The organism is Tistrella mobilis (assembly GCF_041468085.1).
Classification (GTDB): Bacteria; Pseudomonadota; Alphaproteobacteria; order Tistrellales; family Tistrellaceae; genus Tistrella; species Tistrella mobilis_A.
On sequence record NZ_CP121017.1, the window covers coordinates 3173419 to 3187913 of the forward strand.

The 14495-nt window shown below is 61.6% G+C and carries 12 protein-coding genes and 1 pseudogene; 3 read left to right on the top strand and 10 right to left on the bottom strand.

The genetic code is table 11. The features are described from left to right. Nucleotides 1–52 precede the first annotated feature (52 nt). A complete protein-coding gene (locus P7L68_RS19990; protein ID WP_372001033.1) occupies nucleotides 53–292 on the top strand; it encodes an MbtH family protein in 240 nt (79 codons plus the stop codon). A gap of 97 nt (nucleotides 293–389) precedes the next feature. On the opposite strand, the pseudogene P7L68_RS19995 reads toward P7L68_RS19990, so the two are convergent. From P7L68_RS19995 to cyoA, 10 genes and pseudogenes are all read right to left on the bottom strand, one after another. Further along, nucleotides 390–548 (bottom strand): annotated as a pseudogene (locus P7L68_RS19995) (addiction module antidote protein); the annotation flags it as partial. A gap of 139 nt (nucleotides 549–687) precedes the next feature. Then, nucleotides 688–4503 carry an anti-phage defense-associated sirtuin Dsr1 gene (gene dsr1 / locus P7L68_RS20000; protein WP_372001035.1) on the bottom strand — a complete coding sequence of 1272 codons (3816 nt, stop codon included), beginning with the start codon at nucleotides 4501–4503 and terminating at the stop codon, nucleotides 688–690. Between the two features lie 137 nt (nucleotides 4504–4640). Further along, on the bottom strand, nucleotides 4641–5552 hold the full coding sequence (locus P7L68_RS20005) for a lysostaphin resistance A-like protein (protein WP_372001037.1): 912 nt from the start codon (nucleotides 5550–5552) through the stop codon (nucleotides 4641–4643). Nucleotides 5553–5677: 125 nt separating this feature from the next. Continuing rightward, entirely contained in the window at nucleotides 5678–6868 is a 1191-nt protein-coding gene (locus P7L68_RS20010) for a CynX/NimT family MFS transporter (RefSeq protein ID WP_372001038.1), read from the bottom strand. 2 nt (nucleotides 6869–6870) lie between these two features. Further along, nucleotides 6871–7638, bottom strand: a complete 768-nt coding sequence (locus P7L68_RS20015) for a FadR/GntR family transcriptional regulator (protein ID WP_372001040.1) — start codon at nucleotides 7636–7638, stop codon at nucleotides 6871–6873. Between the two features lie 131 nt (nucleotides 7639–7769). Further along, nucleotides 7770–8558, bottom strand: coding sequence for an SURF1 family protein (locus P7L68_RS20020; RefSeq protein WP_372006896.1), 789 nt, complete (start codon nucleotides 8556–8558; stop codon nucleotides 7770–7772). 2 nt (nucleotides 8559–8560) lie between these two features. Then, entirely contained in the window at nucleotides 8561–8986 is a 426-nt protein-coding gene (gene cyoD, locus P7L68_RS20025) for a cytochrome o ubiquinol oxidase subunit IV (RefSeq protein WP_372001042.1), read from the bottom strand. Next, entirely contained in the window at nucleotides 8983–9645 is a 663-nt protein-coding gene (cyoC, locus tag P7L68_RS20030; RefSeq protein WP_372001044.1) for a cytochrome o ubiquinol oxidase subunit III, read from the bottom strand. Before cyoC ends, cyoD begins: the two co-directional genes overlap by 4 nt. Before the next feature lie 4 nt (nucleotides 9646–9649). After that, complete coding sequence (gene cyoB / locus P7L68_RS20035; protein WP_372001045.1) at nucleotides 9650–11653, bottom strand: cytochrome o ubiquinol oxidase subunit I; 2004 nt, start codon at nucleotides 11651–11653, stop codon at nucleotides 9650–9652. A gap of 18 nt (nucleotides 11654–11671) precedes the next feature. After that, nucleotides 11672–12859 carry a ubiquinol oxidase subunit II gene (gene cyoA, locus P7L68_RS20040; protein WP_372001047.1) on the bottom strand — a complete coding sequence of 396 codons (1188 nt, stop codon included), beginning with the start codon at nucleotides 12857–12859 and terminating at the stop codon, nucleotides 11672–11674. Between the two features lie 596 nt (nucleotides 12860–13455). Here cyoA and P7L68_RS20045 point away from each other — a divergent pair. Together P7L68_RS20045 and P7L68_RS20050 are read left to right on the top strand one after the other, a co-directional pair. Beyond that, nucleotides 13456–14010, top strand: coding sequence for a type III effector protein (locus P7L68_RS20045; RefSeq protein WP_372001049.1), 555 nt, complete (start codon nucleotides 13456–13458; stop codon nucleotides 14008–14010). Nucleotides 14011–14020: 10 nt separating this feature from the next. Continuing rightward, nucleotides 14021–14458: a hypothetical protein gene (locus P7L68_RS20050; RefSeq protein WP_372001051.1), complete on the top strand. Its 438-nt coding sequence runs from the start codon at nucleotides 14021–14023 to the stop codon at nucleotides 14456–14458. Nucleotides 14459–14495 lie beyond the last annotated feature (37 nt).

Below are 14495 nucleotides of genomic sequence, written 5' to 3' on the forward strand. Positions count from 1 at the left end.
CAGACCCACGAAACCTCCCCCCCTCGCAGGGACCAGATACAGGAGACGCCGGATGAGCTGGGACGACGAAGAAGACCGCACGATCTATGAAGTGGTCGTGAACCACGAGGAACAGTATTCGATCTGGCCCGCCGACCGCGACCTGCCGCTCGGCTGGAACAAGGCGGGCAAACAGGGCCCGAAGGCCGAATGCCTGGAGTATATCAAAGAGGTCTGGACGGATATGCGGCCGCTTAGTCTGCGGAAGAAGATGGAGGAGGATGAGCGGCGGCGGCAGGCGGAGGAGAGGTGAGGTCGGGAGCGGGGCAATGTGACATTGTGCCCCGCTTTCATGCGGGCCCCGGCCCGAACGGGCCGCCCGCGCTGGCCGGCTGCCGATGCTTCTTGCGGGCAATTTCCGTCATGCCCCTGGCGCGGGCGACAACGCCAAGCGCCTTTGCAACATAGGCCGCATCGCCGGTTTCGACGGCATCGGCCATGAAGGCCGCGATTTCTTCGTCATCGACCAGTGCGGTGGCGGGGTCGTAGGTGGTGAGGGATTCGGCCATCCTGGTTACTCTATTCTTTGGCGAGATTTTTGGCGGTGGCGATGTCGCGGGCCGGCGACGCTTTGCCCCCGGGTTGCGACACGGTCAAGAGATCGTCGCGGCGCTGGAAATATACACAGACCCATAAATCTAGGATCCCTCATTTCAGAAGAAATCCATGAAGCCTTTTATATTCGCTAACTTCAAGAAGGCGCGGATCAACCTCTCCAATTTCATTGAGGCATTTCTCCAAATTTTCGAGATCCCATGGTCTTATGCCGATTGTTTTATTCAGCAACGTCAATGCCTTCTGAGGAAATTCAGAGCATAACCCAGATTGGCTCAAGAGACTAACAATGATATCCGGACTCTCAATGGGCTGGATCCAGTCCTGGATGGTATCTAAAGCAGACGGAAACTCCTTCCCGGACGCGATAGCCATACGGGCCAAAGGCCTCACCATCCGGGGGTCTCTCCGTTCACCGAATTTCGGCCAGATGTCGTGCCAGAACGGTTGAACACGATTCCTCCAGTATTCTTCCCGCTGGCTTGCGGAGCCTTCAAGAGCCTGCGAGAGTGCCCGAGCTGCTTCCACTAAGCCATCTTGCGGGAGTGAAGAAATCGCAGTTCGGAACTCCTCTACAGTGTATCCGTCGCTCCTTTCCAATGCAGCATAGGTGATGAAAGTGGCAAACTGATCGCGATGCTCGATGAGTTCAGCGTAATGTCTCGGGGTATCCAGAAGTTGCGGCTTCAGTGCTTCCAATAGAGGTCCATACAAGCGCGGGGACCAGAGAAAACCTTCCCAGACAGCCTTAGCTTCAACGGGATTATCCCAACTGAACAACGGCAGAAGATGTTGCTCGGTCCACTGACGATCCCCACGAAACAACGCGATAAGCCGTGACCCCAGCAGAACACGGCCAGGGCGAAAACGGGCAGCCTGTACATCACAGATCCTGGTGAAAAAAGGCTTGATCGTGGGGGGAAGCCCGTCTCCGTCTTGAGGGTTCTTTTGGAACCAAAGATTTAATAACGCCCTCGTGACCAGACCAAACGGATGATTGATTGCGTCATCTACGGGCCGATCTGCCGGCTCCTCAAGCGCATTCGTCGTTTCAACAGTTTCCAGGGCCATATTCAGAACACGATCACACAGTTCCAGAAATATATCCTCATGGATGTTGATCGACATAGAGGCAGCATCAAGCCACCATGCAACACTATGCACAAGCTTCTGCATGATATTGTCACGCATGGTAAATACTAAAGGCGCCGCACAGCGCCATGAGCGCTTGACGACGTGATCTGCACTCCACGCCTGTAATGCATCGGACCATGGCTCCACCGGCCACATGTCGGTAGACGCAAGGTCAGACAATGCCATCAGGCAATGGAACATGCGCTCTCGGCAAACGTCGCGCCACTTATCTTCATAATTAAATCTACGATCAGATCGAGTATTTTTTAGCCACTCCACCAATTCTTGGCGGCTTCGCGGAGGTACATCGATGGAAGAGTCGTCTCCGTTGTCGGGATCACCACTCACGCTCATCCAACGCGAAAATTCTTCATGCTTATGATCGCTCAGCGTCCAGCCTGGGAAATCGGCTGAAATCTGAATCAGTCTCTGCTCGCTGAGCGCTCCAAGAGCGGTACCAGAAGCTTTCAATTTGACCAAACGCAGCCAGACGGCACGACTGACGTCGTCCCGCCTGTGCTCCGGCATCAGGTCATCTGGATAATCCTCGTGCGGTGGCCCTGCCAGTATTATTGCCTCCAGGCGTTCCTGTGGCTCGCCCGCCAACGTGCAGCCCTGCAGCACGAGCAGCCTGCATACCTCCCGCTTCGTCTCTGGAGACCAAAGCCACAACGCGTCATCGGCAAGCAGCCACTCAACCCACTGCTCAGGCGGAATACAATTTTCATGGCTTGCGGCGAATAGAGCGAGGCGCTTAAAGGTGGGATACGGCAGTTCGAACCAAGCTTGGGCTACACGTGTGGCACGCGCGTCATCGTTGGCACGAACTTCCAGCCATGCATCACGCAATAATTCGATCAAGCTTACCCAGTCATGGAAGCCGCGACTCTGCCCATGCCGCTCGATCGAGGGCAAATCCCAATGTGATTGATCGTGACGATTGTCACCTTCTCTCAGATCACGAAATAGGTCGAGCGCATCCCGCAGTATATATTGAAAATCTTCCAACATATATGGCAATATTTCTTTAAATTTTTCATCGTATGGGAATTTTATTGTAGATCTCGCGTGATCAATCGACAGAACAATTTCCCAGTCTACCAATTGATTTACGCGTGCAACCTTCTCTTCATTTAAATCTCGCCCTCCCGAGGGAATCGGCGCCCTAATATTCACACAAGGCTTAAGTGCTTCACGCAGTTCGAACCGAAGACTGGCGGTCAACCCTGTTCTGTTCAGATGGCCCAACCAGCGACGCAAATGGAAGGTGTTCCAGGATGATTTTAGGCGCCCGCTGAGCACAATGTGCCATAGTTTTTTCATCACAGGACTCGGGACGGCTTTTGGAGCGTGCGAGCGGATCTCATCAAGTTCCGCTGTATTTCCTTCACGTTCCAGCGATGCAAGACGCTCTAGTTCACGCTCGATGAGCGATGCCCAGTGGTCATGTAATTGTCCACCTTGTTGTGCAATCCAGATGATCAACCTTGGATCATCCAGATGGCGTGTCAGCCAGCGGGCCAAATGCATCATCACATCGTCCCACCGGCTACGAGCATCCCCTCCCGACGCCAGCAGCATCCATGGCGCCCCCCGATAGGAAGCAGGTCGGCTCAACAGGCTGAAGCTCAGCTCGGTATCGACGTCATCATGCGCAGGCACATCAAATCGTATGAGATCGTTATGGCTGAAAGCCCGACGAGAAAATACCTCAAGAAACCAGTCCAGGGTCGGCACCGGATTGGAATCCGCGAATCGTTTGGCTGGTAAACCCGACTTATCCGAGATCGCCCATAGCATCCGAGCAATGAAATTGTCTTGCTGCGTACTGGCCTGAGGTGCGGCCATGGCATATTTGACGACTATGGATTCTTTCCCCTGCGTGCCGTCACGATAGATACTGGCCCAGGCGCACAGCGTCCGGTGGAGCCCTGAATGATCAGTGCCATTTACCGCAGTATTGTAGAGGATAGGGGTGACACCTTTGCTCTTCCATTCGATGAATGCTTGATCCTCTTCTCCTGGTTTGCATCCACCAAGTGCCCAGGCTTGCGGCGTGACTTCACCCAGCATCCTGTCCGCTGCCAAGGCGTCCATCATGTACCGCAACACCGGGTCATTTATGGCGTACCCCACAAAACAGACGGCGTAGTTTCTAAACAGTTCACTTACGAAGCGTGCCGCCCAGCGTTCAGTCAAATACGCCAGACCAAAATCACCGCTGGTCACCACCAGGCGATTCAACGCCACCTCGTCCGACTTCTTCGGCAATATCCCATGAAGGTAGACCACTCCATCCCAGCGACTATTCTTCGGTACTGGAAGCATCGGAGCAGCATATGCCTCAAATTTTTGGTTTATGCGCTTCGCTGCCTTGTGAAAAACATGATCGAAGTTGGTCGTAACCAAACGCAACGTACCAGCCCGGTTGCGTGCCAGTCGCAATAGTGCCAGCTGTGTGTCGATGGCGCCTTTGCGGCGCAGTTTCGGCTTCAGAACCTGTGCAAGGACTTCACGCATCTCTTTACGCTGGCCCGGCAAACGTCGTTCTAATAAATCAAGTGTGACGTCATACTGCGCGCGCTCGAACGCCAACCGCTCAGTCTTAGAAAAATCCGTCCCGATTTTGCTGTAGATACTCTCTACCAACCCCCTGAAGTCCGGGAGGCCTGCCGGATAAGAGATCCCTGCACCACAGAAAAATATCACACGGCCATCTTCGTGCGCCTGCAAAAGCGCCTCTGGAATATCCGGTCCTCCCGCAATGAACTGCATTCTCGTCCTCGTTCGAAATTTCTACCGCGATATCAAAATATGTTCTCGCAAGTGCTCTTACTTCCGCAACCATCTTGCACACCTGTCACCCATGTCGGCGGGCTGAACTGTTACCTATCTTAGCGGTCTGGACCACCTCACCCCCTCCTCCCCCAAACCCCAAAAAACACCACCCAAAACACCACCGCCGCGACAATCGCCGTCGCCACCAGCGCCCAGCTCATGCCCACCGGTTCGGCCAGGCGCCAGATCGGTTCGGCCGGGGTGACTTCGGGGTTCTGGACGATGGAGAACAGCGACAGGTTGTTGGCGAGGTGGACGCCGATCGCCGGTTCCAGGCGCTGGGCCTTGACCGTCAGCGCCGCCGCGAACAGGCCGGCGATGAACAGGCTGGCATAGGTTTCGGGCGTGTTGGCGGGGCTGTAATGGTAGAGGGAGAAAATCACCGCGGCGCCGATGGCGGCGACCACCGGGCGGCCGATCACGGCATAGACGCCCTGGAGGGGATAGGCGCGGAAGACCAGTTCGTCCGAGGTCGCCTGGATCAGGTAGAGCACCAGGCCGAGGGCCAGGCCCGCGATCCAGCCTGCCGGTTCGAAGACGAAGTTGAAGGTCACCGGCTGGCCGCTGAGCCAGATGCCGGCGAGCGAGGACAGCGTCACCAGTGGCAGATAGATCAAAAAAGCGAGGCCGACCAGCTTCAGATTATAGGTGCGCGTGGGCGAGATCAGGGTCATGAACGGCCGCCGGTTGAGCAGCCGGACCACCAGAAACACGCCCAGGATCCAGATCGGGAACATCGCCATCCAGATCAGGAAGCCCACGATATTGGCCGTGGTCGCGAACAGGTTGACCATGGCGTCGGGGGGGCCGTAAGTGCTGATCGCCCAGGCCTGGATCGGGCCGATCACCTGGGCGGCGCCCAGCGGCACCACCAGGAAGATGATGATCAGCCCGATGCCGTAGATCAGCTCGCTGCTGCGGCCGAGGCGGCCCAGGTCGAGATAGGCATTGGCCGGCGCGGCGCTGGTCTGGTCGCTGGCGGTCATGGGCACCCCCTTCTGATCCACGGCCGGTTGTCGGCATGCGGCTCGTGTCGGGTGCCCACTCTATCACCGGAACCGGGCGACCTGCATTATCCGACATCCATCGTCGGGTAATCTTTTCTGAAGGTTCACAACGTGCGGTCGCGGGCGGCGATCAGGCCGTTGACCAGGGCCACCAGGCCGATGCCGGTGAGCAGCCAGGCGACCAGCGACCAGCCGCCGGTGATTTCGTGGATCAGGCCGATGGCGAGCGGCCCGAGCGCCGCCAGGGTATAGCCCACAGACTGCGCCATCCCTGAGAGCCGCGCCGCCGTCATCGCATCACCCGACCGCAGCACGATCATCACCAGCGCCAGCGCGAAACAACCGCCCTGGCCGATGCCCAGAACCACCGCCCAGGGCCACATGGCAGCAATCGGCCCCCACATCATGCCCAGCATGCCGGCAATGGTGCAGAGCATGATGCCCAGAACCCAGAGCTGCTGATTGCGCCGCCGGGCCGCCAGCACCGGCACGAACAGCGCCGAGACCGTCTGCACCAGCAGCGACACCGAGACCACCAGACCCGACATCACCACGCTGATGCCGCGATCCTGCAGGATGCTGGGCAGCCAGCCGAACACCGAATAGGCGAGCGAGCTTTGCAGCCCCATGAACAGCGTGATCGACCAGGCGAGCGGCGAGGTCAGCAGCCGCGTGCCGGTCTGGGGCCGATGCCCCGCCCGGGTGTCCAGATGCCGCGCCGCCGGCCACCAGACCGCGGCGGCGAGCAAGGCCGGGATCGCCCAGACGCCCAGCGCCACCGCCCAGCTGCCGCTGGCCTCGGCGATCGGCGCGGTGACACCGGCGGCAATCGCCGCCCCGCCGCACAGCGCCATGGTGTAGATGCCGGTCAACAACCCGGCTTTGTCTGGAAAGGCTTGTTTTACAACCCCTGGAAGCAGAACACCGGCAATGCCGATGCCGGCACCACCGAGCAGCGAGCCGGCGAACAGGCCCACGGGACCAAGAAAGCCGCGCAGCACCACGCCCATGGCGATCATCACCAGCGCCACCACCGCAGCGGCCGGCACGCCGATGCGGCGGGCGAGCATGGGGGCGGCCGGGCCGAACAGGCCCAGACACATCACCGGCAGGGTGGTCACCAGGCTGGCGGTGGCGCTGTCGAGGCCCAGAGCGTTCGACACCGTGCCGAGCAGCGGCCCGATGCTGGTCAGCGCCGGGCGCAGGTTCAGCGCCACCAGCACGATGGCAACGATCAGCAGAAGCACGGCGCCGCGGCGGGCCGCGGCCGGGGATTGCGGGGACGAGGTGGACATGGTCACAGACCGGGGGCTTTCAGTGTGCGGAGGGGCTTTGTACGGGAGGCTTTCGGGGGCGAAGACAGGTCGGACAACCGGCCTTCGACCACCGCCATCAACGGCGCCAGCAGGTCGCGTGCGGCATGCGCGGCCCGATCGGGATCGCGCGCGGCAATGGCGTCACGCACCGCGACATGGGCCGCAAGGCTCGGCTCCGGCAGGCTCCGATCGGCGAGCGAGATGCGCAGATAGCGGCGCAGCTGGTTGGTGAACCAGCCGTAGAGTTCGGCGAGCGCGGCATTGCCCGCGGCCTCGGCCACCGAGAGGTGGAAGGCGATGTCCTGTTCCAGATAGGCCTCGAAGGCAGCCGGATCGGTGGGGGCCGGCTCGACCAGACCGCGGCCGGCCAGGGCGCGGTCGATGCGGGCCAGGCTGTCGGGCGTGACCCGCAAGGCCGCCAGCCGTGCCGCCTCTACCTCCAGCGCCGCACGCAGCTCCAGATGATCGCGCAGCCCGGCATTGGCGACGCGGCGAAGCGCATCGGCCGGCTCGTCGACGGCGCGGATATAGGTGCCGTCGCCCTGGCGAACCTCCAGCAGGCCCAGATAGGCAAGCGCCCGCACGGCCTCGCGCACCGTGCCGCGGCCGACGCCCAGCGCCTGGGCCAGTTCCGGCTCCGGCGGGATCCTGTCCCCCGCACCCCAACCATCCTGGCCGATCTGGGCACGCAACCGCTCGATCGCGGCATCGACGAGACTGCGCCGGGCGACGGCGCCGAGGCTGGACATGAACGACAGGCTCCGCTGACATCGGTTCAGCAGATCATCGGATGTTTCGGCGCAGGATGCGAGCAGGAATGCGGGATGAAACAGGGCGGCCCCGCGGGACCGCCCTCGCCGCGCCGCCGCTGCATCAGAGATCAGCCGCGCCGCCGCCGGATTTCCGAGCGGAGAACATAGGCCGCCCCCGCCGCCGACATCAGGGCGAGCGTGAACCAGGTGAGCGCGTAGACCAGATGGCTGTCGGGAAAGCTGACTTTCGTCAACCCGCCCACGGGATAGCCGCCGGGGGCGGTTTCCGCGGCATCGACGAAATAGGGTGCTGCCTCCGCCAGCCCGCGGGCCCGGGCGATCGCCGCCACGTCGCGGGAATACCAGGCCTCCGCCGCCGGGTCGTTCTCGCGCAGGAAGCCGCCGCCGGGTTCGGTGATCCGCAACAGACCCGTGACCGTGGTATCGGTTCCGATCTGGCCGGCGGCACGGCTGGCCGGGTCTTTCCGTTCCGGCGGCACGAAGCCGCGATTGACCAGCACGGTGAAGCCGCGATCGTCGGCGAAGGGCGTCACCACCCAATAGCCGGCGCCGAGATCGGTGGTGGCGCGGACCAGGGTTTCGCGGTCGTTCAGGAAGCGGCCGGCAAGCGCCACGCGGCGATATTCATCGCCGTCGCGGTCGATCCGGGGCCAGGTATCGCGACCCGGGGCCGCGACCGGATCCTGATGGATGCGGGCATCGATGCGCGCGATCAGATCATGCTTCCAGGCCCGGCGTTCCACCTGCCAGATGCCCAGCGCCAGACCGCCGGCAATGCCAATGAGAAAGAGGACGCCCACCAGAATGAGCGTCCCCGTCCTGCGGCCGCGCCGCCCGCCGGGAGGGGCCCCCTTTTCGGGCAGGCCTCCTTCCGGCGTGATGTCGCCTTTCGGCATGGTCACGGCAGCTGTCTCATGTCGTGAACCGGCATCATGTTGGTGTTCAGATGGTACATGACCCACATGGACCCGGCGAGGGTGATCGCCACGATGATGACGGTGAAGGTAAGGGACAGCATGTTCCAGCCGCCCTCGGAGCTGAGGTTCATATGCAGGAAGTAGACCATGTGGACCACGATCTGCACGGCCGCGAAGGCCATGATCACGATCGCCGTGGTCTGGGCGTCCTCGATCACGCCGCCCATCACCAGCCAGAAGGGGATCGCCGTCAGGATGACGGAGAGGATGAACCCCTTCATATAGCCGCCGAAGGAGGCGTGGCCCGCGCCGTGGTCGTCTTCGTGCGCGTGCCCGTGGGCGCCGTGGGCCTGGGCACCATGCCCGTGGACGTTGGCGCCGTGCAGGCTGTTCAGCTCCGCGCTCATCGCAGCATCCCCATCAGATAGACGAAGGTGAAGACGCCGATCCACACGACGTCCAGGAAGTGCCAGAACATGCTGAGGCACATCAGGCGGCGGCGATTGGCCGGAACCAGGCCGCGCTTCGAGACCTGGACCATCAGCGTCACCAGCCAGATGATGCCGAAGGTGACGTGCAGGCCATGGGTGCCGACCAGGGTGAAGAAGGCCGACAGGAAGGCGCTGCGCTGCGGCGTGGCCCCGATATGGATCAGATGCGCGAACTCGTAGAGTTCGATGGCGAGGAAGGCGAGGCCGAACAGGCCCGTGATCCCCAGCCACATCTGGGTCTCGGCCACCTTGCGCTTCTCCATCGAGATCATGGCGAAGCCGTAGGTGATGGACGAGAGCAGCAGCATGGTGGTGTTGAGCGCCACCAGCTCCAGGTCGAAGAGATCGGCCGGCGCCGGCCCGGCGGCATAATTGCCACCGAGCACGGCATAGACCGCGAAGAGCGCCGCGAAGATCAGGCAGTCGCTCATCAGATAGATCCAGAAGCCGAGATACGTGCTGCTGCCTTCGGCGTGCGCGTGCTCTTCTTCCAGGTAGAACGGGCGGGCTGACGCGGCCCGGCCCGAGGCCAGGCGACCCGAAGCGGAGGGGGCGCCGTGAACGGTTGCAGTCATGTCGTCACCCCTGAACCGCGAGCTGGCGGGTCCGCTCGGCTTCCGTCTTCTCCACGGTCTCGACCGGGATGTGGAAGTCGCGGTTGTAGTTGAAGGTGTGATAGATCGCCGAGCCGATCAGCGCCACGAAGGACACCGCCGCCAGCCACCAGATGTACCAGATGAGGGCCGCACCAAGGACGACGCTGATCCCCGCCAGGATGATGCCGGCGCCGGTGTTCTTGGGCATGTGGATCGACCGGAAGCCCATCTGCGGACGCTGATAGCCGTTCTTCTTCATGTCCCACCAGGCGTCGCGATCATAGACGACCGGGGTGAAGGCGAAGTTGTAGTCCGGCGGCGGCGACGAGGTCGCCCATTCCAGCGTGCGCGCATCCCAGGGATCGCCGGTCGTGTCGCGCAGCTTGTTGCGGTTGCGGACGCTGACCGCGATCTGGATCAGGAAGGCGGCGATGCCGCCCGCGATCATCACCGCACCCAGGGCGGCGATCACGAACCAGATCTGCAGCGACGGGTCGTCGAAGACGCGCATGCGGCGGGTGACGCCCATCAGGCCCAGCACGTAGAGCGGCATGAAGGCGAAGTAGAAGCCAACCACCCACAGCCAGAACGAAACCTTGCCCCAGAAGACGTCGAGCTTGAAGCCGAAGGTCTTCGGGAACCAGTAGGCGATCGCGGCGAAGGCGCCGAACAGCACGCCGCCGATGATGACGTTATGGAAGTGGGCGATCAGGAACAGGCTGTTGTGCAGCGAGAAGTCCGCCGGCGGCACCGCGAGCAGCACGCCGGTCATGCCGCCGATCACGAAGGTCAGCATGAAGGCGACCGTCCACATCATCGGCAGCTCGAAGCGGATGCGGCCGTGATACATGGTGAACAGCCAGTTGAACATCTTCGCGCCCGTCGGGATCGAGATGATCATGGTGGTGATGCCGAAGAAGGCATTCACACTGGCGCCCGAGCCCATCGTGAAGAAGTGATGCAGCCAGACGATGTAGGAGAGGACGGTGATGGCGACGGTCGCATAGACCATCGACTTGTAGCCGAACAGGCGCTTGCCGCAGAAGGTGGCGGTGACTTCCGAGAACACGCCGAACATCGGCAGGATCAGGATGTAGACCTCCGGGTGGCCCCAGATCCAGATGAGGTTGACATACATCATCGGGTTGCCGCCGAAGTCGTTCGTGAAGAAGTTGGTCCCCACGTAGCGGTCGAGCGACAGCAGAGCCAGAACGGCGGTCAGGATCGGGAAGGCGGCGACGATCAGGACGTTGGTGCAGAGCGCGGTCCAGGTGAAGACCGGCATCTTCATCATGGTCATGCCGGGCGCGCGCATCTTCACGATGGTGCAGATCAGGTTCACGCCCGACAGCAATGTGCCGACACCCGCGATCTGCAGGGCCCAGATGTAATAGTCGACGCCGACATTCGGGCTGTAGGCGATGTTCGACAGCGGCGGATAGGCCAGCCAGCCGGTCTGGGCGAATTCACCCACGAACAGCGACATCATGATCAGGACCGCGCCGCCGGCCGTCATCCAGAAGCTGAAATTGTTCAGGAACGGGAACGACACGTCGCGGGCGCCGATCTGCAGCGGCACGATGTAGTTCATGAGACCCGTGACGATGGGCATCGCCACGAAGAAGATCATGATCACGCCGTGGGCCGTGAAGACCTGATCGTAATGATGGGCGTTGAGGTAGCCTTCGCTGCCGTTGAAGGCGATGGCCTGCTGGAGGCGCATCATGATCGCGTCGGCAAAGCCACGCAGCAGCATGATGATGCCCAGCACCATATACATGATGCCGATGCGCTTGTGGTCCACCGTGGTGAACCACTCCTTCCAGAGATAGCCCCACAGCCGGTAGCGGGTGAGGACGGCGAAGAGGGCGAGGCCGCCGAGGGCGACCGCGATGAACGTTCCAACCACGATCGGCTCGTGGAGCGGCAGTGAGTCCAGGCTCAGCCGGCCGAGGAGGAACGACGTCCCTGCGGTTTGTTCAGACATGATTACCGGAGTCTCAGGTCAGGAATTGGCGGGGCCGGGCACGCCGGTCTCGGGGGCCGGGGTCAGCATCGACACCGCCTTCGGGGCCGGACTCACGTCCTGGTCGTTGTTGGCATTGATGACCGGCATCTGGGCGGCAGCGCCGCCGGCGCGCAGGCCGATCGGGTCTTCGGGTGTGCAGAGGGCGGCGACATAGACCGGCTCGGGTCCGAACACCGCACCGCGGCGACCGGTCTTGTCGTATTCGAGCGAGGCCACCGGGATGACGTTGTCGATGCCGGCGATGCCGAGACCGCCGCGGTCGTCGATCGCCATCATCTCACCCATGCACATCTTGCCCGGCTCGACGCACATGTTGAGGATGCGGTCATAGAGCTTGGGGTCGGCATGGGCGAAGTGCATGACCGGCACGTTCTCGCTCGGCCGCTCCAGCGTCAGATAGGTCGGCCCGTCGAGCGTCTGGCCCGAGGCGCGGACGGTGGAGACCCAGCCCGCGAATTCGTCCTGCGACAGGCCGTGGAACTTGAAGCGCATGCCCGAGAAGCCGGCACCGCTGTAATTGGCCGACAGGCCGTCGAAGGTGCCGGGCTTGTTGATCACCGCGTGCAGCTTGGTCTGCATGCCCGGCATGGCATAGATCTGGCCCGCCAGCGCCGGCACGAAGAACGAGTTCATCACCGACGAGGCCGTGATCCGGAAGGTGATCGGCCGGTCGACCGGCGCCGCCATCTCGTTGACGCTCGCGATCCCGTATTCCGGATAGATGAACAGCCACTTCCAGTCGAGTGCGACCACCTCGACCTCCAGCGGCTTCACATCGGCGGCAACCGGCCGGTCGGGGCCGATACGATCGAGCGGCTTGTAGGGGTCCAGCGCGTGCGTGCTGATCCAGGTCACCGTGCCCAGGCACAGGATGATCACCAGCGGCGCGCCCCAGACCGCCAGCTCGATCTTCGTGGAATGGCTCCACTCCGGCTCGTAGCGGGCGTTCTTATTGGACTGCCGGTATCGCCAGGCGAACAACACGGTCAGAAGCATGACCGGCACGATCACCAGCAACATCAGCACGGTCGACAGAAGGATGAGGTCCCTCTGCTGCGACGCAATGTCACCAGACGGATTGATCAGGACGAGATTACAACCGCCCAACAACGCCATGAGAGGCAGGGTGGACAGGACGCGGATCCGGCTCAAGACAGTACTCATGGGATAGGGTGTCACTTTTGTGCGGCGCAACAACGGACCATTGCGGCGCGCATCATAGGACTCGCCCCTGCCGAAGGCAAAAGCGAAGGTCGGCCGGCCTGACCAACCTCTGGTCCTATGCCCTGCGTCAGCGCCTGGAACCTATATGGTTCCCAAGGCTCTGCGGGGGGTGTGGATGCAGTGCGACATATTGGCGCATCGCGGATGCGAAGAGCCTGCCGCAGCGTTCACTCCTCTTATGGGTAAGATATTTATCGCAGAACGAAATTTCGGTGCGGTCCGTGATCCGCATATCCGCAGACCGCACAGGCGCGCGCCGGCATGCGGCGACGGGCGGGCTTGACCGGCGACGGGCGCCACCCTTCCGCCGGGGGTGCGGGCGGGTTGGGCGGGGCGTGGTCAACCGGGGGGAGGGTGATGGGTCATTGGATGGGTCGGTGTGTTCGCTATTCAAATGTTGATGGCCCGTGGTCTTGGGGTGTAAATATCCAAAATCAACCACAGTACATCAGAAATTCACCCCATGATTGCAGGATCTCTACTAAGACAAATTGCAGCTGTATCGATTGATCGTCAGTGCCTCCCGGAGACCATGTATGTCGCTGGATGATCTGTTCGGAGCAGCACTGACGGCGGCACGGCAAGGCGTCGTCGGCCTCGAAAACCGATGCAAGCCGAAGAGTTTACGCCGGCTGGATAAAAACACAGTCAGATTCCTTGAGATCTATACCCGATCGATTGCGGAGAGAGTCAAATATGGAGATGTCATCGCGGCAGATGTTTACCTGCTCTGGCTGGTCGATGAAGCGGGAAAGATATGGCTGGCGTTCGAAGAGGCGTTTGACGAAAATGACGAGATGTTCCGTTTCGTGCTGAACCGTGAAACGCTGGGCGGTAGCATGCATGATTTGCCGAAACCGCTGGCAAAGCTTGGACATCCGTCTCTGGTCGGCGGGGGCAAGGCACGTATCGGGGGCGAACTGATCTTTGATCCGGATGCGACGCCTCCCATATGGTATCTGAATAACAAGTCCGGTCGCTACGGTCTCCGGGCTGATCGGACGGTGGCACATCTGCAGAATGTGCAGAAGCTGTTCCGCGACCACGGGCTGGAGTTCCACATCGACTTCCGGCCTCCGGGACAATCTTGAGGATGGGCCGATGCCGGGCGAAGCAAGCACGCTGACACCTGAAGACGTCGTGAACAGACTGGCACGGCTGAGCTTTGCCCGCCTGCGCCCCAGCGAACGGCGCAAGCTTGCCGAGGCCCTGGATACTCCCGAACTGAGGGGGCAGGTGTTCGATCGGTTCGGGGCGTTCCTGCGCGGCCTGCCGCTGGAGACGGCCGACGGGCAGGATGAGCTGCTGGTGGCCGTTGCAGATCTGAACATGACCGGTTTCTGGGATCGCCTGCCCAAGCATGTCATCCACGACTGGCAGCATTTCGGCGTCAGCCGCGAACAGCTTCAATATCTGGCCAGTCTGGTTCGGGGATATGAAGGCGCTGCCGCAGAGAGAATCGAGCATGCCCTGAAGCCGCGGGTTCAGCGCGCAGATGAAGCCCGACCGGATCCGGCCATCCGCCAGGTCATTTATTGAGACATCAGCCTCAACTGCCGGCGCCCCGCGTCTTCCA